Below are 22531 nucleotides of genomic sequence, written 5' to 3'. Positions count from 1 at the left end.
GATTAGGTATCGCCTTTGTTATAGGAGTTACGTTAGTATTAAATCATAGGAACTTCCATTAAAAGAAATTCAGCATCGGTTTTTGCTTCAATTGTAAGAGTTTCAAAATCCGTAATTCCGATCGCATCTCTTGTGTTTAATTCATTTCCGTTGATGACGACTTCACCTTTAAGGATGAAAGCGTACATTCCGTTTCCTTGTTTTTTAATAGAATAGTCGATTGTTTTTCCAGCATCAAAATTTCCCATGTGAAACCAAGCATCTTGATGAATCCAAACGCCAGCATCCTCTGGATTTGGAGATAAAATTTGTTGTAATTTGTTGTGTCGGTCATTTACGTCCAGCGAAATTTGTTGGTAACGAGGAGCGACATTTTTTTTGTTAGGAAACAACCAAATTTGTAATGATTTGGTTCGCTGATCTTTGTTTGGATTGAACTCACTGTGCTCTACACCCGTTCCGGCGCTCATCACTTGGATGTCTCCATTTTTAATGACTTCAGCATTTCCCATACTGTCTTTGTGAGCCAAATCTCCTTCTAACGGAATCGTAATGATTTCCATATTATCGTGCGGATGCGTTCCAAAACCCATTCCGGCAGCAATGATATCGTCGTTTAAAACCCGAAGTGCTCCAAATTGCACACGATCTGGATTGTACCAGCCAGCAAAACTAAAACTAAAATTAGCTTGCAACCAGCCGTGATCTGCCGTTCCTCTTGAATCTGCTTTGTGAATTATGATATTTTCCATGTGGTACGTATTTGTTGTTGTTTGCTCATGCAAATTTACAACGGATGTCAAAGAAAAGTACTTAACCTAGATTAAGAAATAGCACTTTCTTTAACTATAATTTTTAATGTATTGCTGTACCACAGAATCCGTTAGGTCGTGGCGTTTTTTTAAGTTCAATGCCGTAGCTGGAGATGCGCGTTGGAGACAGTTTTTTACCGCACAGGTTTCGCAAGTAACACCTACGATTTGTTTGACTAAAGGTTTGTTCTCAATAAATTTGAATTTCTTTTTCATTGCAGGCGTTGTCAATATTCCGACTGAAATACTGCGAATGCAATTTTTAATGAACGGGTCTTTTGTAGCCGACGAAAATACTAAATATTCATTGCCGCTATTTTCGTAATGCGAGATTTGCGCATCAAAAAAGTGTGCTTTTTTCTGCTTGATAGCCTCATCAATAGTACGAATAGAAACCCAACGACGACAATAATGTTCGTTCATTTCGTTGGCATGTGGTTCCTGCTGATTGGTAATGTGCAATTCTTTCTTTATCTGATAGGTGTCGGAGCCAATGTGATGTGACATTCTTAAAAAGAAAACATTTTTTAAATGAAAATCTTTAGGCAAAATATTGGTCAGTCGTTGGTAAAATGATTCTGGCGAGACTTCAAATCTTTCGATCAATTCCACAAATTCTTCGGGTAATGGATTTTCTTTAACTAAAAATTGATTGATTTCATCAATTAATAATTGCCTTGGCAATAGTAGTGCGCCGGCAAAATAAGAAGCATAAAAATTATGCAAAACCTGGTCGAAGTTTTTAAATTTAATCCAACTAAAAGTTAGTAATCGATCGGTTATTTCAAGGTAATTATATGCAATTTCTTTGGCTAGAATAAATGCTTTTTGAGCTTGATCGACCGTTTCAGAAAGTAATAATGTTTTGCTTTTTGGTACAAATATCGAACGTAAATCACCTAAAGATTCTTCTTCAGAAAAAACAATGTCTCTGATCGTATATCCGTATTCTTGTATCAAAATAGCTTGCAATTCTTCGACGGTTACTTTGGATTGTAAATCGACTTGAAAAGATTTAGAGAAAGCGACAACTTTGTTTTCTAAATCTTCAAAATAATTATTGTGCGCTTCTTGATACGAACGCAATGATGCCAAAAAGAAGCTCTCTCTACTTAAATTATAATGCTGTGCGATCTCGATAATCGTGCTAATAAATGCATTCACTTTTGCCGGAGCATTGGCTATAATATCTATCAAATCAGCTTCTTGAATGCCAAAAAGATCCAACGGAATTTCCTTTAAGATACCCGATTTTAAAATTTCTCCAATCGGAGCTAAATTATTATCGAGTTTCAATGAAACCAATTGGTCGTAACTCACTTCGAGCTTGTCGCAAAGCACTAAAATTTTATCTGTTTTTGGATATTTTTTTCCTTTTTCAATTTCGTTCAAATACGACTTTGATAAATCAGTCAGTTTTGCTAGGCCAAACAGCGATAAGTTTTTTTCGGTACGAAGTTGTTTTAGTTTCAGTCCAAATATAAGCTTGATGTATTCTTTTTCCAGATCCATATCTCAAAAGTAAGTATTTATAAATTATAACGCTAAAAAAGTTTTTTAAATATTTAGCGAACGTTCGCTTGTTTTGTAAAAAACTTTTTTATAACATTGTAGTGTTAAAATATTTAGATATGAAAAATCATTTAGAGATTACCGAAAAACCAATCGATTTTTTAGCTGCATCCAACCAAAATTATGAAGCTATTTGGACCAATGAAGCTATAGATTTTATCACGGCTTTGCATGAAAATTTTGATGAACCCAGAAAAAAGTTGTTACTGCAACGTTCGAAAAGACAAAATGTTTTTGACCAAGGAATTTTGCCTGTCTTTTTACCTGAAACAAAATCGATCCGTAAATGCAATTGGAAAGCAAGTCGTACACCAGACGACTTACTAGATCGTCGTGTAGAGATTACGGGACCTGTTGATCGTAAAATGATCATCAATGCCTTGAACTCGGGCGCCACAACTTTTATGGCGGATTTTGAAGACAGCACCTCGCCAACTTGGGAGAATTTAATGGATGGTCAACTTAATTTGAGAGACGCGGTCAACAAAACTATTTCGCTTGATGATGCCGTGAAAAATAAAATTTACCGCTTGAATGAAGAAACAGCAGTCCTCCTTGTTCGACCAAGAGGTTTACATTTGAACGAGAAAAACATAGCTATTGCCGGCGAAGCGGTGTCGGGATCTTTGGTTGATTTTGGATTGTATCTTTTTCATAATCATAAAAATTTGGCAGATAATAAAACGGGACCGTATTACTATATTCCAAAATTGGAGCATTATATGGAAGCGCGTTGGTGGAATGATGTTTTTGAATTTTCTGAAAAACATTTGCAAATTTCCCACGGCACGATAAAAGCCACTGTTTTAATCGAAACCATTACGGCTAGTTTTCAGTTGGACGAAATTATCTTCGAGCTTAAAGATTATATCGTAGGGTTGAATTGTGGACGTTGGGATTATATCTTTTCGTACATCAAAAAATTTAGAAAAAATGCTGATTTTATTGTGCCCGATCGCGATCAAGTAACGATGACTTCACCTTTTATGGATGCCTATTCAAACTTGGTAATTCAGCGTTGCCATAAACGTGGTATTCACGCTATTGGCGGAATGGCAGCACAAATTCCGATCAAAAATAATGATGAAGCAAATGCTGCCGCTTTCGCGAAAGTAAAAGCAGATAAAGAACGAGAAGTGCGCAACGGTCACGACGGTACTTGGGTTGCACATCCCGATTTGGTAGGCTTAGCCAAAGCAATTTTTGATGAAGGAATGCCCACGGCTAATCAAATTCATATTAAAAAACCAAAACGTAAAATTACCGCCGAAGATTTGCTGGAAGTTCCTGTTGGAACTATTACCGAAAATGGAGTGCGAAAAAATATTAACGTAGCCGTTTTGTATTTGAGTTCGTGGCTTAACGGACAAGGTGCTGCAGCCTTGCATCATTTAATGGAAGATGCTGCAACAGCCGAAATATCACGTTCGCAATTGTGGCAATGGCTACAAAACGAAGTGATACTAGACAATGAAAAACCATTGAATGCTCGATATTATAAAGCGTTAGCTTTTGATGAGTTTGACAAAATTAAACTAGAAATTGGCACCAAATTATACGAGGAAAGACAATTTCCATTAGCTGAAAAAATCTTAGAACAGTTAGTAGTTAATGTCGATTTTGTGGAATTCTTAACCATTCCGTGTTATAAATACCTTTAAAAGAGTGTACTAATTCAATTTACTATACAACACCAATAACCAAATAAATTTTAATATTATGAAAACAACCGAAGACCGAATTCAAGATTTAATTAACGACTGGATCAGCAACCCAAGATGGAAAGGAGTAGAGCGTCCGTATACTGCTACTGAAGTCGTAACGCTTCAAGGTTCGTATTCCATCGAACATTCCATTGCTAAAATGGGTGCTCAAAAGTTATGGAGAAAATTACAAACACAAGATTTTGTGGCAGGCTTGGGCGCCCTAACAGGAAATCAAGCCATTCAAGAAGTAGACGCTGGTTTAGAAGCGATTTATCTTAGTGGTTGGCAAGTTGCCGCAGATGCTAATGTAGCTGGCGAAATGTATCCCGATCAGTCTTTGTATCCTGTTAACAGCGTCCCATTAGTAGTTAAACGCATAAATAATGCACTTTTACGCGCCGATCAAATTCAAGTGGTCAACGGAATTACGGATAAAAAAGATTATTTAGTTCCTATTGTAGCTGATGCGGAAGCTGGTTTTGGCGGTAATTTAAATGCTTTTGAATTAATGAAAGCCATGATTGAGGCAGGAGCTTCGGGGGTTCATTTTGAAGATCAATTGAGTTCTGCAAAAAAATGTGGTCATTTGGGTGGTAAAGTATTGGTGCCAACTCAAGAAGCTATTAACAAATTGGTTGCGGCACGTCTGGCTGCCGATGTTATGGGAACACCGACACTTATTGTTGCTCGTACAGATGCCGATGCGGCCAATTTAATTACCAGCGATATTGACCCAAGAGACGTTGCTTTTTTGACAGGAGAAAAAACCAACGAAGGATTTTTTTATGTGAATAGTGGAATTGAGCAAGGTATTGCTCGAGGACTAAGTTATGCTCCGTATGCAGATTTAATTTGGATGGAAACCAGTAATCCTGATTTGGCACATGCTAGAAAGTTTGCTGATGCGATCAAAAAAGAATTTCCAGATAAAATGTTAGCGTACAATTGTTCGCCTTCTTTCAATTGGGCAGCCAAATTATCGGTAGCAGAAATGGAGACCTTTCGCGAAGATTTAGCCGCAATGGGTTATAAATTTCAATTTATTACTTTGGCAGGATTTCATGCACTAAACACGAGCATGTTCGAATTATCTAAGGCATATAAAGAAAGAGGAATGGCTGGATATTCTGAATTGCAAGAACGCGAATTTGCTTTACAAAAAAGTGGTTTTAAAGCTGTAAAACACCAAGCTTTTGTTGGCACTTCTTATTTTGACGCCGTTCAAAACACGGTTACTTTAGGTAAATCATCTACAACAGCTATGAAACATTCTACAGAAGTAGAGCAGTTTTAATACATTAAATAAAACACGGTTCGCTACAGAGTCGTGTTTTATTTTTTTAGAAGCCGTGCTTTCATTTTACTAAAAAATTCGGGTGTTACCCCTATAAAAGAAGCAATTTGTTTTTGAGGCACTTTCTGAATTAAAGTAGGATATTTAGAACAAAACTTTTCAAAACGTTCTTCGGCAGATAAACTCAAATTATCCATCAATCGTTCTTGATTGGCAATTAAAGAATTTTCAATTAAAATGCGAAAGAAACGTTCTAGTTTCGGAATTTCGTAATACAACAGCTCTTGATTTTCTTTGGATAAAACAACTACTTCAGCATCTTCTAAAACTTCAATAAAAAGATTCCCTGGTTTTTGTGTCAAATAACTATACATATCACTAATCCACCAGCCTTCGCAAGAGAAATTCAAAACATGTTCTACACTATTATCGTTTACGGTAAAAGATCTAATTATTCCTGAATTTATAAAGTAGGATTTGCTACAAATATCACCTGGCTTTAAAACCATCGATTTGGCTTTAAAATTTTCGATAGTAACCTTGGATATAAAAACATCTTCTTCGTCTGCAGTTAAAATCACATGTTTTTTGATGTTGTCCAGAATCTTTTTCATAGCTATAAAAATACGTTTAATTTGGACTGATGCCAAAATAATGACCTAATCTTAAAACCTTTATGGCTGATAATTAAAATGCTTTCATATATAAATTACGTAAGAAATAAACAAAAAATTAAGTTAAATAAAATTATGAAACGCAACTAGAAAATTGTGTAACAACCTAATTGACATGTTTTTGGATATTTGTATTGTAATTAATGCATACCTGTTCGCGTAACTGAAGAAGCATTATAAATTTAATACTAATGAAAAATCTATACATAAATACGGGAAACACTACTACTATTTTTGAAGAATTAAATTCGGCTCTAGGAGGAACAATGACTAGTACAGCCGAAGAGAATAAAATTTTATTAAAATCAGATTTAGTAAAAGGTAGAATAAAAAGCACAATCTTCAATGAAGGTGCTTGCTACATTCAATTTAACTTGTCTTTTACAGAAGATGTCAATATAAGTATCGAATCAACGAAAAATACACCATTGTTTTTTGCTTATTCTGGATATGGAGAAATAGCTCATAGTTTTGGTTATCAAAATGATCAATTTAAGTTGAAAGCAGGAAAATCGGCGGTAATTAATACTGGCGGAAGTTTAAATACTATCTTGAGCTTCAAGAAAAATAGCAGAATTGAATTTTCTATTTTAGGATTAGCTACCACTCCTTCAAACTCGCATCAAACCAATGAAATGCGAAATAAATTGAGAGATTTGTTTGTGACTGAAAATTCAAACAGTATTTATAAAGGAAAAAGTAATAGAAGAATAATTGAAAATATCAAAAAATTAAATGAAATCTCTTGTAAAAGTACCGCAAGTTATTTAGCTAAGAAAAAATTAGTTCACGAGATTTTAGAATTTGAGATTGAGCAGTATACAGATGGATGGGTACACGCAGCTGAAAAAATAAATCAATTTGTACAAGAAAAAGTGACGGAGGTTAAAGCATTCATAGGTTCTGTTTTCAGCTTTCCAACAGAGCACTCTGCACTTTAGCAAATAATTAGAAAATAAATTTGAATAAATATTTTGGTTAGGTTAGTTCAAAAAAGGCAACATTTAAATGAATGTTGTCTTTTTTGTTTCGTCAAGAAATAGATTACCTATTTATTCTTCTTGAAAATTAGTTATCCTTACTAGCTTGTCAGTTCTGGACTAACCATAAATTCCGCAAATTGTCACGAGAACTTCGTTTCAATTTGCGGAATTTATATTTTATGAATTGGTGTGCGGTAGAAATAAATCTATCTCAATACTACGATTCTTCTTCCTGATCGTAATGTTCTTTTTGCTCTAATTCTTTTTTTCGTGGAGGTTTTTCTTCATAACCTAAATTAGTGCTTCCCTCTGTTAAAGGATCAATTTTATCTTTTTTTAAATCATCAATCAAGTCTACAGGAATCGGAAATTCTTTGGGAGTTGGTGCGCTAATTACAGCTTCGTCTTTCTGAAAAACTTCGTTGGTTTCTAATCTCTGTTTTTGGCTTTTTTCTTTATTATCTTGCGTATCCATAAGTCATTAGTTTTTTAGATTATTCATATTAAAGTTCTACATAATTACTACCATTATTTTATAGAACTTAATTTTGTTATTATAGAATTACAGGGAACAAAAAAACTACTCTGACTAAAAAAGCCAGAGTAGTTTCTAATTATTTTCGTGAGAAAATACTATTAAGCTGAAGCGTCTTTCTTCATTTTAATTTTTGCTAATGTACTTTGAATGCTAGCCAATTGTTTTTGTACTATACTCTGCAACATTGGGCTAAAATGAGCATCTTTCAATGCTGACTCGTATTTTTCGATAGCAGCTTCTTCTCCAGTGATACACGCATTAATAATAGCTTCTTTGTCACCACCAGTCATAAGCGATTTAATATCAATCCACGTTCTATGAATTGCTCCCATTGCTCCACCAGTAGTATCCGTAGACTTTCCTAATTTGTTAACCTCATCTTGTAGTTCAACAACATATAAAGATCTTTCTCTTGCGTAGCTTAAAAAATCGGCCTTAGTTTGTGCACAATCCACGTCTTCTGCTGCATTGGTATATCCTAGTTTCCCGTCTTCAAGAATTGCAATTAATCCTTCTAAGTTTGACACTACTTCTTTTGTATCTACGTTTAAATTATCTCTATTTTCCATGATTGTATGTTTTTTAAATGTTATAATACAAAGATGGCACAGTTGTGTTTGTTTTATTTTACAGAATTTAAGTTGTGTTTTATATAATTGAGTATTAGGTGTTAAAACTAACTTAAAAACAAAAAACTGCTCCGTAACGAAGCAGTTTTTAATAATGCGTTTTTATTTTTTAATGAAAGTGCTCTTCTTCAATTTCAAATTCGGCATCCTTTTCCCAAATCTCCATTTCACAAGGTTTGCAATTAAATTTTAGTTTATATTCCAATTCCCCTTGCTTTAAAACCAATGGTTCTTTTAGCTTCTCGCCCATACTATCTTTTTGATGTATCGGACATTTTTTCAATTCGTATTTGATACAATATTTGGTTGTCATCACACGAGACTTTCCTGGTTCCCATTGCAACTCAAAAGCTTTTTCTATTTCAGTAACACCGTGGCGTTCGTAAAATTGACGTGCTTTTTTGTTAGAAACATTGTACATAAAGTCCAATTTGGTCTCTGGATACGGATGTGACGTTTTTTCAAGCTGATGCTCTTCGCGTTTGTAATTGGCCAAACGTGCTGCCGACAATTGTTCGTAAACGGTACGTCTCATTTCATTAATTTTTGAAATAGGAAGGAACCAATTTTGGGTAAACATCACAGTAATTTCATCGGCAGTATAAGGTGTAAATCCTGTTTTTGCCAATTGTGTTTTAATGTTTTCTTCGATAGAAAGATCATTTTTAGTAACTTCCTTTGCATGATCCAATTGCACAATACTTATGTTTCCATCTTCATCGGTTGCAAGCAATTCAAAGCCATTTTTATTTTCGCTCAATAGTAAAGTAGTGCTTATTTTACGAACGGCACTGTCTTCTCTTTCGACGATTTTAATAAAAGCGGCATCATTATTTCTGTAAATAAAAGTACCTTCTTTTAATTCTTTCAATACGTTTGGATACGCCAGTCCGTTTTCAACTTTGTTTACGTAAATTCCGTCAGCTTCATTATTTTCGTTGATGTAACATAAGCCATCTCCATTGTGTAGTAACTCGCCATTTTCTATTTGGTACGCGTTTCCGATGGTTTTTATTAGTTTACCTATATATTGTCCTTTTGATTTTGGACTTTCCCAAGAACCAATAGAACTGTGTCTTTCGTTTACAAAATAATCAGTGTAACCCCGATTGAAACTTTTGTTCAATGCCGAGTCAAAAGTAAATGTACAGGTACCCGAAGAAGCTTTGGTGTATTGTTCACTTCCTTCTAAAAAAGAATCTAGCTTTTGTCGCAAGTACGAAACGTTATTTTTTACATAAACCACATCTTTCAAACGACCTTCAATTTTAAAAGAGCAAACTCCCGCTTCAATTAAGTTCGGAATCTGATCGGAAACGTCAAAATCTTTAATTGAAAGCAAATGACTGTTTTTAATTAAAGTATCGCCGTTACCATCAATCAAGTTATAAGGTAAACGACAGTTTTGGGCACAAGAACCACGGTTGGCCGAGCGTTCTCCATTGGCTACACTCATGTAGCAGTTTCCGCTAAAAGAAACACAAAGTGCGCCAGTTACAAAAAACTCTAACTCAACGTCTGAGGCTTCGCTTATGGTTTTAATTTGATGCAAGTTTAATTCGCGCGCTAAAACCACACGTTTAATTCCGGCATCTTTTAAAAATTTAATTTTATCCGCATCTCGATTGTTGGCTTGCGTACTCGCGTGCAATACGATAGGAGGCAAGTCCATTTCCATAATCGCCATGTCTTGAATTATCAAGGCATCAACACCAATTTCGTGCAGTTTCCAGATCATTTGACGACACGTTTCAAGTTCGTTATCGTACAATATAGTATTGATAACAACAAAAACTTGGGCATAATACAAGTGAGCATATTGCACCAAAGCAGCTACATCTTCAATCGAGTTAGTAGCGTTTGAGCGGGCTCCAAATTGAGGTGCACCAATATATACAGCATCGGCACCACTATTAATGGCTGCCATTCCGTGAAATAAATCCTTTGCAGGAGCTAGAATTTCTATTTTATTTTTCATCCTTTTGATGCTAATTTTTTAATTGCGAGCACTTTAGCTTTTTTTCTGTTACTGAAAAAAAGACCACAAAGGTCTGATAATTTCGTGAAGATTTCAAGTGTGAAATAGAATCTTTTAAAAATTATTATTTGAGATTAAATAAGCAAATTTAATATGTGATTTAAAGCAGAGTATAGTTCTAGATCTGAAGTTTTCTATTTTTTATAAAATCGATTGACTACGTAGTTTAAAGCGCCTGTAGACCAAAGTGCCCATAAAATAAGTACAGGCTGAAACAATAGTCGAATGAGTCTTTTTTGATCAGTATCCAAGCCAAACGCATCTGCTCCATTGGTATATTGTGAGACATTACCAGGAAACACGAGTACGAAAAATAAAGCTAAAGCGAGTCCGACTTTAACTTTATGCTTGATTAAGAAAATCATACTCAATCCCAAAACAATTTCGACTACTCCAGAAGAAAGTACTACAAAATCTATAAATTGTGCATTGTCGGGCAACCAAGTGGGAACTTGAGCGATGAATTCTTGACGCTGAAAAGTTAAATGACTCACTCCCGCAAACGTCATAAAGGAGCCAAGAATAATTCTAGCAATGTTTTGTAATGGTGATGTTTTCATTGTAAAGTTTATTGTTTTAAGTACTGGTTTTAATGCTTGGCTTTATGACGATGTGATTTTATAGTGAGTTTTAAACAGAACTTTAGGCAATGTTCTTGAATTTGTGCAGAAAACACTATTAGTAATAATATCAGTTTAACCTAGAAACTGGAAAATAATTCGTATAAATCATCTTTTTATTTACTTGTAAATTGGTGCTGTATTTATTAGAAATATTCCGTTCAAATGTAATATTATATTATCACGAACAATAGATTTTGTAGATTTAAAAACACGATGTTGTGCTGGGTAAAAATAATTATCTTACTAAATAAGTTAGTCTTATCTACCTTTTTTTGGGTTAGGGATAGCAACGGCATCCTTTTGTATTTTTCTTTAAAAAACAAAAGATACAGTGGAAAGCCCGGCCGCAGGCAACCCCATAAAAAAATGCCTCAAAAATTAAATCTTGAGGCATTGTAATGTATAATTGAAAAAGGAATTATCCCGCCAAAGCGTCTTTAATTCTTTTTAATGCTTCTTTTAAAATGTCTTCGCTAGTGGCGTAAGAGAAACGAATACAATCTGGATTTCCGAAAGCATCACCAGTTACTGTTGCAACGTTGGCTTCGCCCAAAAGATACATTGATAAATCATTAGCATCTTTAATTTCAGTACCTCTTAATGTTTTTCCGAAGAACGATGAAACGTCTGGAAAAACGTAAAAGGCGCCTTCTGGAATGTTGATTTTTACTCCTGGAATTTCTTTTAACAATCCAACTACTAAATCTCTACGAGAATGGAATGCTTTTACCATGTGGTTTAATACACTTGGGTCTGCATCTACAGCGGTAATGGTAGCGCGTTGTGCGATACTGTTCGCGCCAGAAGTTACTTGTCCTTGAATTTTTGTACACGCTTTTGCGATAAATTCTGGACCTCCAATATATCCGATTCTGTATCCTGTCATGGCGAATGCTTTGGCGACACCATTTACAGTAATAGTTTTTTCTAACATTCCTGGAATAGATGCAATGCTGCAAAAAGTTCCAGAAAAGTTAATGTGCTCGTAAATTTCGTCTGCAACTACGTAAATATTTGGGTATTTTTCTAATACTTTTGCTAGCGCAGTCAACTCTTCGCGGTTGTAAACCGATCCACTTGGGTTACAAGGAGAAGAGAACCACATCATTTTAGTTTTTGGTGTAATTGCGGCTTCTAATTGCTCTGGTGTAATTTTGAAGTCGGTATCTACTGAAGTAGGAACCTCAACAGGAACTCCTCCTGATAATTTCACAATTTCGAAGTAAGAAACCCAATACGGTGCTGGTAAAATTACCTCGTCACCATCGTTTAACATTACTTGCGCAATGTTATACAACGATTGTTTAGCTCCTGTAGACACTACAATTTGAGACGGTTTGTACTCTAAATTATTGTCTCTTTTAAATTTTCGGCATATCGCTTCTTTGAGTTCGGCATATCCATCTACTGGAGAATACGTACTGTAGTTTTCGTCGATTGCAGTTTTAGCTGCTTCTTTAATGAAATCAGGCGTATTAAAGTCAGGTTCTCCCAAACTTAAACTGATAATGTCTTTTCCTTGCGCTTTTAATTCACGCGCTAATGCTGCCATCGCTAAGGTTTGCGAAGTAGCCAAATTGTTAATTCTGTCTGAAAGAATATGGTTCATTACAAAAGATTTGATAACTCGTACGGTGTTGTTGCGTAAGAGTGGTTATTAATAGATGATCTTATACAGTTAACTCTGGTTTGATTCCGAGTTCTTTTAAGTGTTTAAAGTGAGCCACGATTGCACTTCTCATGGTTTTGTACTCGTAATACGGTAAGTTGCATTCTTGGGCGGTTTCGCGAACAATTTTAGCAATTTTACCATAGTGAATATGAGAAATATTCGGAAAAATGTGGTGTTCAATTTGGTGATTTAATCCACCAGTGTACCAGTTGACCAATTTGTTTTTTGGTGCAAAGTTAGTTGTAGTAAACAATTGGTGAATGGCCCAAGTATTGTCCATTTCATTCAACTCATTTGGACTTGGATTCGTAGTTTCCTCAACCACGTGTGCCAGTTGAAACACAATGCTCAAGATTAGACCTGCGGTATAATGCATTACAAAAAAGCCAAGTAATACTTTCCACCACGTAATACCAATTACAATTGGTAAGACGATCCAAATAGAGACGTATATTATTTTGGTAATTATTAAAGTTGTCCAAAGAATTTTTGGGCTTTTTGGTTGTCCGTACGATAATTTACGCTTCAAATAATTTCTCATTTGTTTGAAATCGGTAGTTATAGCCCAGTTAAAAGTCAGCAAACCGTATAGGAATACCGAATAATAATGCTGAAAACGGTGAATGCGATACCAAGGAGCGCTTTTTGTAAAACGAATAATTCGCCCTGCATCCAAATCTTCGTCATGACCCGGAATGTTCGTGTAGGTATGGTGTAAAACATTATGCTGTACTTGCCAGTTGTGTACGTTTCCTGCTAGAACATAAATGGTTCCGCCCATAAAGTTATTGACCCAGCTTTTGGTAGAGTAGGAGCCGTGATTACCATCGTGCATCACATTCATTCCAATTCCTGCCATTCCAATTCCCATAACAATGGTCAATAATAAATGAACCCAGAAAGGGATGTCTAAAGTTAGTATTACAAAGTATGGCGCAAGAAATACAGTGAACAAGATTACTGCTTTTAAATGCAATTTCCAGTTGCCTGTTTTTTTAATGTTGTTTTCTTTGAAGTAATTGTTTACCCGAGAGTTAAGTGTTCTAAAGAACTTTAAACTATCTTGCTTAGCGAATGTGGGTGCGGTATTATTCATATTGGTTTTAAATAGTTTTCAAAGGTAATTATTATAAATATTCAATTTGCAAAATTGAGTTAAATATTTCAATTAGAAACGCGTACTTTTGTTAAAAAAACAGAATTATGGACGAGATTTTGAAGTATTTTCCAAATCTAACTGAGCTTCAAATAGCACAATTTCAAAAACTGGAAGCATTGTACCAAGAGTGGAATTTAAAAATTAATGTTATTTCACGCAAAGACATTGATTCCTTGTATGTTAAGCACATATTGCACTCGATGGGAATTGCAAAAATAATGAACTTTGAAACTGGAGCAACTGTTTTAGATGTTGGAACTGGTGGTGGTTTTCCTGGAATTCCTCTTGCAATTTTATATCCTGAAACTCGATTTTATTTAATTGATCTAATTGCAAAAAAAATAAAAGTCGTGCAAGGCGTTGTGGAAGCCTTAGAATTGAAGAATGTAAAAGCAGAACAAAAGCGTGCCGAATTGGTAAAAGGTGACTTTGACTTTATTGTGAGTCGCGCTGTAACCAATATGCCAGATTTTGTCTCTTGGATTCATGATAAAATAAAAAAACAGAACAAGCACAAACTTAAAAACGGAATTTTGTACCTAAAAGGTGGTGACTTAACCGAGGAACTAGCTGGCTTTCCTAAAGCTACGGAATACAATTTAGCTGACTTTTTTGAAGATGAATTTTTTGAAACTAAAAAAGTTGTACATGTGCCTTTAAAATTCAAAGCATAGTGTAAACAATGATTTTTAAGATTGTATAGTCACAAAAAAAGCCGAATCTTACCTGAGATTCGGCTTTTTTGTTATTGATTGTTTATGAATCTCATGAATTCTTTTTGGTCAGACTCAAATGTGAAAACTTCTTTGATTAGATAATAGTTTTTTGAGTCCACACAATTAGCGTAACTGTTTTTTACAAATTCCATTTGATTCTTACTAAAGGCAAAAGTCGATGCCACTTCGGCAATTTGTTTGGTGTTGAGGTAATTATTTAACAGTAGGTTTTGAGTTAAATTTATTTTTCCATCATCAAAATTTTCTTTTTTGAGATTGATTTTAAATTTTTGAAAATCACGCTCTTCCATCGCTTTTGGATGGCGTCTGTTTGAACCCCAATTATTATTAGCGTTCGGGCTATTTACATTGGTATTTATGTTAATATTAATGTCGGTATTGTTATTCCGTTCCGGAGGATATCTCCCTTCGCTAGTCGATCCATCAGTGCTGTCAATATAGTCGTCTATTATTGGAGTTCCGGAAAAATAGGTCATTTTGGTTTTCTTGCTCTTTTTGTTGACTGAGATTTTATAAGTCGATTCTTCAAAAGTTAAACCGTCTCTCGCCATCACCGACACATAATTTTTAGTAATCGGTTTTAACGATTTGTCTTCAAAAACTATTTTGACATTATAATAAGGTTGATTTAAGTTTTTGATTCTAATAGTAGTTTGTGCTCTTGTATGTTGTAATTCACCGTTGAGGTAAAGTGAAAAAGGATTTTGAGTTTCTGAAAACACGATTAAATTTCCAGCCGCAGGAGCATACTGCGCGAAGAGACTAGCGGAAAGTAATAGTAATGATAAATGGTATAGCTTTTTCATAATTAATGTGCTTTTGATTAGTAAGATAATTCTCTAAAATGTGTAAGCAAAAATAAAGCCAATCTTTTTTGAGAATTCTTTTTTGTTATTTTTTATTCAGAGTGTAAGAACTGTGAAGATGATTATTTACGGATTATATCATTGCAATTTAAATTCTTTGTAAACATTTGAACTTGACATCAGATCGGAGAGAAATATTAAATAAAAAAGCGCTATCAAATTTTTGATAGCGCTTTAAATAAGTATAAAATTAGTTTCCTTACTCTATTAGTATAACAAAACTGTGTTTGCAAGATCTATTCTTCTCCTAAAAATGGATATCTATAATCAATTGGAGTTACAAAAGTTTCTTTAATTGTTCTTGCTGAAGTCCAACGCAATAAATTTTGCATAGAACCTGCTTTATCATTTGTTCCCGATCCTCTTGCTCCACCGAATGGTTGCATTCCTACAACAGCTCCAGTTGGTTTGTCATTGATGTAAAAGTTACCTGCAGCATTTTGTAATTTTACTGTAGCTTCTTCGATAGCGTAACGATCTTGACTGAAAACAGCACCAGTTAAAGCATACTCAGAAGTAGTATCAACTAATTCTAAAGTCTCTACCCATTTTGTATCTTCATATACATATATAGTAACTACTGGTCCGAATAATTCGGTTTCCATAGTAGTGTATTTAGGATTTGTCGTTAAGATCACAGTTGGTTCAATAAAATAACCTTTTGATTTATCGTAGTTTCCACCGATAATTACTTCGGCATCAGTATCTTTTTTAGCTTGATCAATAAAACGAGCTAATTTATCAAAAGACCCTTCAGAAATAACAGCAGTAATAAAATTACTCATGTCTTCTGGAGAACCCATTTTCATCGATTTTAAATCAGCCTCTAATTGTTCTTTTACAGCTGGCCACAAACTTTGTGGAACATAAACGCGAGAAGCAGCACTACATTTTTGACCTTGGTACTCAAAAGCGCCACGAGAAATTCCCGTACTTACTTGTTTTGGGTTAGCCGATGGATGTGCGATAATAAAATCTTTTCCACCTGTTTCGCCCACAATTCTTGGGTATGTTTTGTATTTGCTAATGTTGGTTCCAATTTTTGCCCAAATGTCATTAAAGACTCCTGTTGAACCTGTAAAGTGAACACCTGCAAAATCTGGACTGTCTAATAACGTTTCGGTTACCATGGCAGAATCTCCCATAACCATATTGATTACACCATTTGGCAATCCTGCTTCTTGAAAGATTTCCATCAATAAGTTAGCAGAAAAAACTTGAGTTGCTGCTGGTTTCCAAACCACTACGTTACCCATTAAGGCCACACAAGAAGGTAGATTTCCTGCAATTGCAGTAAAGTTAAAAGGAGTAATCGCGTACACAAAACCTTCTAAAGGTCTATATTCAACGCGATTCCACATGTCTGAATTTGACTTAGGCTGTTCGTTGTAAATTTGTGTCATGTATTCTACGTTAAAACGCAAGAAGTCAATTAGTTCACAAGACGCATCAATTTCAGCTTGGTAAATTGATTTTGATTGTGCAATCATAGTTGCAGCATTAATTTTGGCTCTGTATGGACCGGCAATTAATTCTGCTGCTTTTAAGAAAATTGCTGCACGTTGCTCCCAAGCCATAGTCGACCATTTTTTTCTGGCTTCTAAGGCAGTTGCAATAGCATTTTCAATATGTTTTTTTTCGGCTAAATGGTATTTCCCTACGATATGTTTGTGATCGTGTGGAGCCGACATGTTATTTGTTTTTCCGGTTCTAATTTCTTCGTTTCCGATATAAAGAGGAACGTCAATTTGCTCGTTCCACATTTTTTTATAAGCGGCTTGTACAGCGGCTCTTTCGGGCGAGTTTGGTGCATAACCTTTTACTGGTTCATTTACGGCTTTTGGTACATGAAAGAATCCTTTTAGCATGGAATGAGATATTTAAAAATTACGAATTATTTAGTTTTATACAAAAGTACAAAGGTTATTTTGATTATATCACAACGCAATATTAAAATGTTGTAATTAAATAAACTATTTCGATCAAATTGTAAAATATGTACTTGTCATAGTATTTAAATTTGAGAGGTATGCTTAAAAGATTTATACTATGAAAGTCCCACTTTTAGCTTTTAATGATAAAGGAATTTACTGTCAGCAAGCGGATGTTTATTTGGATCCATGGCAACCCGTAAAAAATGCTATAATTACCCATGGCCACGCCGATCACTCGCGTTGGGGCCATCAAAATTACATTACGCACCATACCAATGTGCCAATCATCCGCCACCGTTTGGGTGAAATAAATGTAACCGGAATAGCTTGGAACGAAACCTTTGTCATCAATAATGTAAAATTTTCTTTGCATCCTGCCGGGCATATCATCGGAAGCTCCCAAATTCGCGTTGAGCACAAAGGTGAAGTGTGGGTTTTTACGGGAGATTATAAAACCGAAGATGACGGAATTTCAGTTCCCTATGAAGTGGTAAAATGCGACACTTTTATAACCGAATGTACTTTTGGATTGCCTGCTTTTAACTGGATCCCGCAAGCAGAAGTTTCTTCTCAAATTAATAACTGGTGGGCAGAAAACAAAGCCGAAGGGAAAACATCCATTCTTTTTGGTTATTCTTTAGGTAAGGCACAACGCCTCTTAAAATATTTAGATACGGATATTGGAACCATTTATACACACGGAGCGATCGAAAATATGACCAATGTCTTAAGATCTTTAGTTGATTTTCCACCCACAACTTTGGTTACTCGAGAAACTAAAAAAGAAGATTTACTAGGTAATATTGTTCTTGCGCCACCAAGCGCGCACGGCAGCACTTGGATCCGGAAAATGACGCCATTTGTAACAGGTTCAGCTAGCGGCTGGATGGCTTTTAGAGGTGCCAGACGAAGACGAGCGGTTGACAAGGGTTTTGTGCTTAGTGACCACTGCGACTGGTATTCTTTGCTAGACAGCATCAAAGCGACTGGAGCAGAAAAAATAATTTGCACCCACGGCTACACCGATATTTTTTCTAAATATTTAAGAGAATTGGGTTACGATGCAAGAACTGAAAAGACACAATACAAAGGAGAAACAGCCGATTCAGAAGGCGTTGAACCCGAAAATACAGCAATAGAAAACGAAGCCTAAGCCCATGAGAAATTTTGCACAGCTCATAAAAACATTAGACAGTTCTAATAAGACCAACGTAAAAGTAGATGCGCTAGCGGCATATTTTAGAAATGCTTCGGCAGAAGATAAAGTATGGACAATCGCTATTCTTTCACATCGCCGTCCGCCAAGACCTGTTAACACAACTTTGTTGCGGCTTTGGGCGAACGAATTGGCGAATATTCCTTTGTGGCTTTTTGAAGAAAGTTATCATATTGTAGGCGATCTGGCCGAGACAATTGCATTGATAATTCCGAGTACGAAAGAACATTCAGATAAAAGTCTGACTGTATTTCTACAAGAAATTATCGCATTGAAAAAGAAATCAGAGGTAGATAAAAAAGAATATTTACAGCAAAATTGGTTGGCGCTGAATTATTACGAGCGCTTTGTTTTTACCAAATTAATTACAGGCAGTTTCCGAATTGGGGTTAGTCAAAAGTTAATGACTCGCGCTTTATCAAAGGCAGAAAATGTAGATGAAGATGCGCTTGCTTATAAATTAATGGGAAACTGGGATCCAAATACGATCACTTTTCAAGAATTAATCTTGGACGAAAAAAGCAGCGATTATTTATCAAAACCCTATCCTTTTTATTTGGCTTACCCCATTGAAGGCGAAGTTGACAATTTAGGAAACCCTGAAGACTGGTCGATCGAACACAAATGGGATGGAATTCGTTCGCAAACTATTATTCGGGAAGATGAAATTTACGTATGGTCTCGAGGTGAAGAATTGGTTACTGACAAATATCCAGAGTTTGGGTCACTTGTCGGAATTATTCCAAACGGAACAGTCATTGATGCTGAAATATTATCTTTTCCAGAAGGAGAAATAGGCACTTTTAATGATTTGCAAACGCGAATTGGTCGCAAAACAGTGTCTAAAAGTCTATTAGAAAAAGTACCGGTAATTTTAAAAATCTACGACCTATTAGAATGGGAAGGGAAAGATATTAGACAATTGCCTTATATTGAACGGCGGATTTTACTTGAACAATTATATAATTCTATAAAAGACAAAACTGCTGTAATACATTTATCAAAACGTGTATTACTCTCTTCATGGGAAGATGTTGCGACCGAAAGAATGCGCGCTCGAGAAATGAAAAGTGAAGGTTTAATGCTGAAGCGAAATAATTCTCCTTACTTAGTCGGGCGTAAAAAAGGCGACTGGTGGAAATGGAAAATTGAACCGCTGGTAATTGATGCCGTTTTAACCTACGCGATGCGCGGCCATGGAAGACGCTCCAATTTATTCACCGACTATACTTTTGGATTGTGGCAAACCAACAAAGAAGGGGAAAAAGAATTGGTCACTTTCGCGAAAGCGTATTCGGGTTTAACCGATGCTGAGTTTAGAAAAGTAGATGATTTTATAAAGAAAAACACCCTAGAACGCTTTGGCCCTGTTCGAAGTGTAACTCCAAAATTGGTTTTTGAAATTGGTTTTGAAGGCATCGCTTTATCAAAAAGACACAAAAGTGGCATTGCAACTCGATTTCCAAGAATTTTGAGATGGCGACAAGACAAAAAAATTGAGGAAGCGAATACGATTGATGATTTAAAGAGTATGATTGTTTAGGGAGGAAAGAGAGAAGGATGAACTAAATAGAATAAAGAGGTGATGCAGGGATTTTACAATTTAGAGACAATTAATGAATAGAGAAGAATTATATACTATTGCGGAAGATTGTTTCCACACGCAGGGATGGAAATCTTTCCCGTTTCAGACACAAACTTGGACTGCTTTTTTGCAGGGTAAAAATGGTTTGTTAAACGCGCCAACTGGTAGCGGGAAAACCTATGCTTTGTGGTTTCCCATCGTTCTTGATTACATAAAAAAAAATCCCGACTATAAAACGAAACACAAACCCGGACTCAAAGCGATTTGGATCACGCCTTTGCGCGCGCTTTCTGTAGAAATTAAGCAAGCGGCAGAACGAATTGTTCAGGATTTAGACACACAAATGACGGTAGGTATTCGCTCTGGAGATACATCTCAAAGTGAGCGCGTCAAGCAAGGGAAGAAAATGCCTGATCTATTAATAACAACTCCTGAAAGTTTACAACTTTTGTTGGCTTCAAAAGCGTTTGCAAAAACATTTGCCAATTGTTCGGCTATTGTTGTGGATGAATGGCACGAGCTACTAGGTACAAAACGTGGTGTACAAATGGAATTGGCATTATCTCGATTAAAAACTATTGCTCCAAAAATGCGCATTTGGGGAATTTCAGCAACTATAGGCAATCTAGAATTGGCACAGCAAGTTTTGCTAGGATTAAACTCAGAAGCGTATCAAAATTCGGTTTTAATTAAAGCAAATATCAATAAAAAAATAAAAGTACTTTCGATAATTCCCGAAAAAATGGAAACTTATCCTTGGCGTGGACACATGGGTTTACATTTAATCGATGCCGTTGCAAAAATTATCCGGAAAAGCAAAACCACGCTTATTTTTACCAATGTTCGATCTGCTTGCGAAATGTGGTTTCAAGCGATTCTAGAAAAGTATCCTGAATTTGCAGGAGAAATGGCGATGCACCATGGAAGCATTAGCCGCGAAACGAGACAATGGGTGGAAAACGCTATTCGACAAGAAGAATTAAAAGTGGTCGTTTGTACCTCTAGTTTAGATTTGGGCGTTGACTTTGCACCTGTTGAAACGATCATACAAGTTGGCGGACCCAAAGGCGTTGCGCGGTTCTTGCAAAGAGCAGGGCGAAGCGGACACCAACCAGGAAAGGAAAGTGTTATTTATTTTCTGGCGACGCACGCAATGGAATTAATTGAAGCTTCGGCTTTAAAAAAAGCAGTGGCCAAAACAATTGTAGAAGATCGAATTCCGTATCTGAATAGTTGGGATGTTTTGGTTCAATATCTGAATACTCTAGCTGTATCCGATGGTTTTTTTCCAGATGAAATATTTGAAGAAGTCAGACAGACATTTTGTTATCAAAACATAACCAAAGAAAACTGGAACTGGATTTTGAATTTTATTACCAACGGAAGTCAAAGTTTGCAAGCTTATGATGAATTTAAAAAAGTAGAAATCGAAGAAAACGGACTTTATAAAATCAACAGCCGCTTTATTGCCATGCACCACCGAATGCAAATAGGAACAATCGTTGGCGACGCTTCCTTGCAAGTAAAGTTTTTAAGTGGCGGCTACATCGGTTCTATCGAAGAATGGTTTGCGTCCAAATTACAACCCGGAGATGTTTTTACTTTTGCCGGAAAAAGATTAGAACTATACCGGGTTAAAAATATGCAGGTTTTAGTGCGCAAAGCCGACCCTAAAAAAGCATCGCGAACTGTAAGTTGGATGGGCGGTCGAATGGCATTGTCGGTGCAAATGAGCGAACTATTGCGGGAGGAATTGTACACCGCAAATACGGATGAGCTAACTCCTGAGCTACAAGCGCTTGCTCCTATTTTCGAACGGCAGCGCAGAGAAAATATCGTTCCAAATACCGATGAATTTTTAATTGAAACGTTTAAAACGCGAGAAGGATTTCATGCTGTTTTTTATCCTTTTGAAGGTCGATTTGTACACGAAGCTTTGGCAAGTATTTTGTCTTATCGCATTAGTTTATTGACGCCCATTACATTTTCTTTAGCCTATAACGATTACGGATTCGAACTGCTTTCTGACCAAGAAATTGATATGGAAGCCGTGTTTGACAATAATTTGTTCTCTTCAGAATATGTGCATGAGGATTTGCAAAAAAGTTTGAATGCTACAGAAATGGCCCGCCGAAAATTTAGAGACATTTCCGTCATAGCAGGATTGGTTTTTACCGGAATGCCAGGCAGACCTATTAAAACCAAACATTTGCAAAGCGGATCCCAATTATTATTTGAAGTTTTTAGGGATTACGAGCCAGATAATTTATTACTGCAACAAGCCTTTACTGAAACATTCGAGCATCAGTTGGAAGAAGGTCGTTTGCTTCAAGCTTTAGAACGGATCAACAGTCAAGTTTTGGTTTGGAAACAATGCAAAAAGCCAACTCCATTTAGTTTTCCAATAATTACAGATCGACTTCGCGAAAAATTATCAAGCGAAACCTTGCAAGAAAGAATAAAGAAAATGACCGCGAGTTACATGAAATAATA

Annotated in this window: 18 protein-coding genes; 7 read left to right on the top strand and 11 right to left on the bottom strand. The window is 35.8% G+C overall.

The features are described from left to right. Positions 1 to 38: 38 nt before the first annotated feature. The gene (locus ACRASX_RS02575; protein ID WP_432222329.1) at positions 39 to 752 is read right to left on the bottom strand and encodes a pirin family protein; all 714 of its coding nucleotides are present in this window, start codon (positions 750 to 752) and stop codon (positions 39 to 41) included. 90 nt (positions 753 to 842) lie between these two features. Further along, positions 843 to 2324: a helix-turn-helix domain-containing protein gene (locus ACRASX_RS02570; RefSeq protein WP_432222328.1), complete on the bottom strand. Its 1482-nt coding sequence runs from the start codon at positions 2322 to 2324 to the stop codon at positions 843 to 845. A 119-nt stretch (positions 2325 to 2443) separates the two neighbouring features. Here ACRASX_RS02570 and aceB point away from each other — a divergent pair, with 119 nt between their 5' ends. Together aceB and aceA are read left to right on the top strand one after the other, a co-directional pair. Further along, positions 2444 to 4045, top strand: coding sequence for a malate synthase A (gene aceB / locus ACRASX_RS02565; RefSeq protein ID WP_432222327.1), 1602 nt, complete (start codon positions 2444 to 2446; stop codon positions 4043 to 4045). A 58-nt stretch (positions 4046 to 4103) separates the two neighbouring features. Then, on the top strand, positions 4104 to 5384 hold the full coding sequence (gene aceA, locus ACRASX_RS02560; RefSeq protein ID WP_432222326.1) for an isocitrate lyase: 1281 nt from the start codon (positions 4104 to 4106) through the stop codon (positions 5382 to 5384). 38 nt (positions 5385 to 5422) lie between these two features. Here aceA and ACRASX_RS02555 read toward each other — a convergent pair whose 3' ends face one another. Beyond that, positions 5423 to 5998: a Crp/Fnr family transcriptional regulator gene (locus ACRASX_RS02555; RefSeq protein WP_432222325.1), complete on the bottom strand. Its 576-nt coding sequence runs from the start codon at positions 5996 to 5998 to the stop codon at positions 5423 to 5425. Between the two features lie 251 nt (positions 5999 to 6249). On the opposite strand from ACRASX_RS02555, the gene ACRASX_RS02550 reads away from it, so the two are divergent. Then, positions 6250 to 6999 carry a hypothetical protein gene (locus ACRASX_RS02550; RefSeq protein ID WP_432222324.1) on the top strand — a complete coding sequence of 250 codons (750 nt, stop codon included), beginning with the start codon at positions 6250 to 6252 and terminating at the stop codon, positions 6997 to 6999. A gap of 259 nt (positions 7000 to 7258) precedes the next feature. Here the strand turns inward: ACRASX_RS02550 and ACRASX_RS02545 are convergent, their stop codons facing one another. The 6 genes from ACRASX_RS02545 to ACRASX_RS02520 form a co-directional block, all read right to left on the bottom strand. Continuing rightward, positions 7259 to 7516 (bottom strand): hypothetical protein, encoded by a 258-nt coding sequence (locus ACRASX_RS02545; protein WP_432222323.1) that lies wholly within the window; start codon positions 7514 to 7516, stop codon positions 7259 to 7261. A gap of 161 nt (positions 7517 to 7677) precedes the next feature. Continuing rightward, on the bottom strand, positions 7678 to 8148 hold the full coding sequence (locus ACRASX_RS02540) for a ferritin-like domain-containing protein (protein WP_432222322.1): 471 nt from the start codon (positions 8146 to 8148) through the stop codon (positions 7678 to 7680). Between the two features lie 169 nt (positions 8149 to 8317). After that, entirely contained in the window at positions 8318 to 10186 is a 1869-nt protein-coding gene (locus ACRASX_RS02535) for a peptidase U32 family protein (RefSeq protein ID WP_432222321.1), read from the bottom strand. A gap of 194 nt (positions 10187 to 10380) precedes the next feature. Continuing rightward, on the bottom strand, positions 10381 to 10806 hold the full coding sequence (locus ACRASX_RS02530; RefSeq protein ID WP_066310693.1) for a DoxX family protein: 426 nt from the start codon (positions 10804 to 10806) through the stop codon (positions 10381 to 10383). 481 nt (positions 10807 to 11287) lie between these two features. After that, complete coding sequence (locus ACRASX_RS02525) at positions 11288 to 12478, bottom strand: pyridoxal phosphate-dependent aminotransferase (protein WP_066310691.1); 1191 nt, start codon at positions 12476 to 12478, stop codon at positions 11288 to 11290. Positions 12479 to 12539: 61 nt separating this feature from the next. Beyond that, positions 12540 to 13637, bottom strand: coding sequence for a fatty acid desaturase family protein (locus ACRASX_RS02520; RefSeq protein ID WP_066310690.1), 1098 nt, complete (start codon positions 13635 to 13637; stop codon positions 12540 to 12542). Between the two features lie 107 nt (positions 13638 to 13744). Here ACRASX_RS02520 and rsmG point away from each other — a divergent pair, with 107 nt between their 5' ends. Beyond that, positions 13745 to 14374, top strand: coding sequence for a 16S rRNA (guanine(527)-N(7))-methyltransferase RsmG (gene rsmG, locus ACRASX_RS02515; RefSeq protein WP_432222320.1), 630 nt, complete (start codon positions 13745 to 13747; stop codon positions 14372 to 14374). A gap of 71 nt (positions 14375 to 14445) precedes the next feature. Here rsmG and ACRASX_RS02510 read toward each other — a convergent pair whose 3' ends face one another. Both ACRASX_RS02510 and pruA read right to left on the bottom strand, forming a co-directional pair. After that, positions 14446 to 15243 (bottom strand): DUF4476 domain-containing protein, encoded by a 798-nt coding sequence (locus tag ACRASX_RS02510; protein WP_432222319.1) that lies wholly within the window; start codon positions 15241 to 15243, stop codon positions 14446 to 14448. Positions 15244 to 15539: 296 nt separating this feature from the next. Then, complete coding sequence (gene pruA, locus ACRASX_RS02505) at positions 15540 to 17171, bottom strand: L-glutamate gamma-semialdehyde dehydrogenase (protein ID WP_066310680.1); 1632 nt, start codon at positions 17169 to 17171, stop codon at positions 15540 to 15542. A gap of 181 nt (positions 17172 to 17352) precedes the next feature. Here pruA and ACRASX_RS02500 point away from each other — a divergent pair, with 181 nt between their 5' ends. The 3 genes from ACRASX_RS02500 (at position 17353) to ACRASX_RS02490 (ending at position 22529) form a co-directional block, all read left to right on the top strand. Continuing rightward, on the top strand, positions 17353 to 18390 hold the full coding sequence (locus ACRASX_RS02500) for a ligase-associated DNA damage response exonuclease (protein WP_432222318.1): 1038 nt from the start codon (positions 17353 to 17355) through the stop codon (positions 18388 to 18390). A 4-nt stretch (positions 18391 to 18394) separates the two neighbouring features. Continuing rightward, on the top strand, positions 18395 to 19996 hold the full coding sequence (locus tag ACRASX_RS02495; RefSeq protein WP_432222317.1) for an ATP-dependent DNA ligase: 1602 nt from the start codon (positions 18395 to 18397) through the stop codon (positions 19994 to 19996). Between the two features lie 73 nt (positions 19997 to 20069). Continuing rightward, the gene (locus tag ACRASX_RS02490) at positions 20070 to 22529 is read left to right on the top strand and encodes a ligase-associated DNA damage response DEXH box helicase (RefSeq protein ID WP_432222316.1); all 2460 of its coding nucleotides are present in this window, start codon (positions 20070 to 20072) and stop codon (positions 22527 to 22529) included. Positions 22530 to 22531 lie beyond the last annotated feature (2 nt).

Source organism: Flavobacterium sp. TMP13, from assembly GCF_050847115.1.
In the GTDB taxonomy this organism is placed as follows: Bacteria; Bacteroidota; Bacteroidia; order Flavobacteriales; family Flavobacteriaceae; genus Flavobacterium.
This window is presented reverse-complemented; position numbering and strand designations above follow the sequence as displayed.

Coding starts and splice junctions, on each gene's coding strand:
- ACRASX_RS02575 (WP_432222329.1), bottom strand. CDS start 752: ATGGAAAATATCATAATTCACAAAGCAGATTCAAGAGGAACGGCAGAT.
- ACRASX_RS02570 (WP_432222328.1), bottom strand. CDS start 2,324: ATGGATCTGGAAAAAGAATACATCAAGCTTATATTTGGACTGAAACTA.
- aceB (WP_432222327.1), top strand. CDS start 2,444: ATGAAAAATCATTTAGAGATTACCGAAAAACCAATCGATTTTTTAGCT.
- aceA (WP_432222326.1), top strand. CDS start 4,104: ATGAAAACAACCGAAGACCGAATTCAAGATTTAATTAACGACTGGATC.
- ACRASX_RS02555 (WP_432222325.1), bottom strand. CDS start 5,998: ATGAAAAAGATTCTGGACAACATCAAAAAACATGTGATTTTAACTGCA.
- ACRASX_RS02550 (WP_432222324.1), top strand. CDS start 6,250: ATGAAAAATCTATACATAAATACGGGAAACACTACTACTATTTTTGAA.
- ACRASX_RS02545 (WP_432222323.1), bottom strand. CDS start 7,516: ATGGATACGCAAGATAATAAAGAAAAAAGCCAAAAACAGAGATTAGAA.
- ACRASX_RS02540 (WP_432222322.1), bottom strand. CDS start 8,148: ATGGAAAATAGAGATAATTTAAACGTAGATACAAAAGAAGTAGTGTCA.
- ACRASX_RS02535 (WP_432222321.1), bottom strand. CDS start 10,186: ATGAAAAATAAAATAGAAATTCTAGCTCCTGCAAAGGATTTATTTCAC.
- ACRASX_RS02530 (WP_066310693.1), bottom strand. CDS start 10,806: ATGAAAACATCACCATTACAAAACATTGCTAGAATTATTCTTGGCTCC.
- ACRASX_RS02525 (WP_066310691.1), bottom strand. CDS start 12,478: ATGAACCATATTCTTTCAGACAGAATTAACAATTTGGCTACTTCGCAA.
- ACRASX_RS02520 (WP_066310690.1), bottom strand. CDS start 13,637: ATGAATAATACCGCACCCACATTCGCTAAGCAAGATAGTTTAAAGTTC.
- rsmG (WP_432222320.1), top strand. CDS start 13,745: ATGGACGAGATTTTGAAGTATTTTCCAAATCTAACTGAGCTTCAAATA.
- ACRASX_RS02510 (WP_432222319.1), bottom strand. CDS start 15,243: ATGAAAAAGCTATACCATTTATCATTACTATTACTTTCCGCTAGTCTC.
- pruA (WP_066310680.1), bottom strand. CDS start 17,171: ATGCTAAAAGGATTCTTTCATGTACCAAAAGCCGTAAATGAACCAGTA.
- ACRASX_RS02500 (WP_432222318.1), top strand. CDS start 17,353: ATGAAAGTCCCACTTTTAGCTTTTAATGATAAAGGAATTTACTGTCAG.
- ACRASX_RS02495 (WP_432222317.1), top strand. CDS start 18,395: ATGAGAAATTTTGCACAGCTCATAAAAACATTAGACAGTTCTAATAAG.
- ACRASX_RS02490 (WP_432222316.1), top strand. CDS start 20,070: ATGAATAGAGAAGAATTATATACTATTGCGGAAGATTGTTTCCACACG.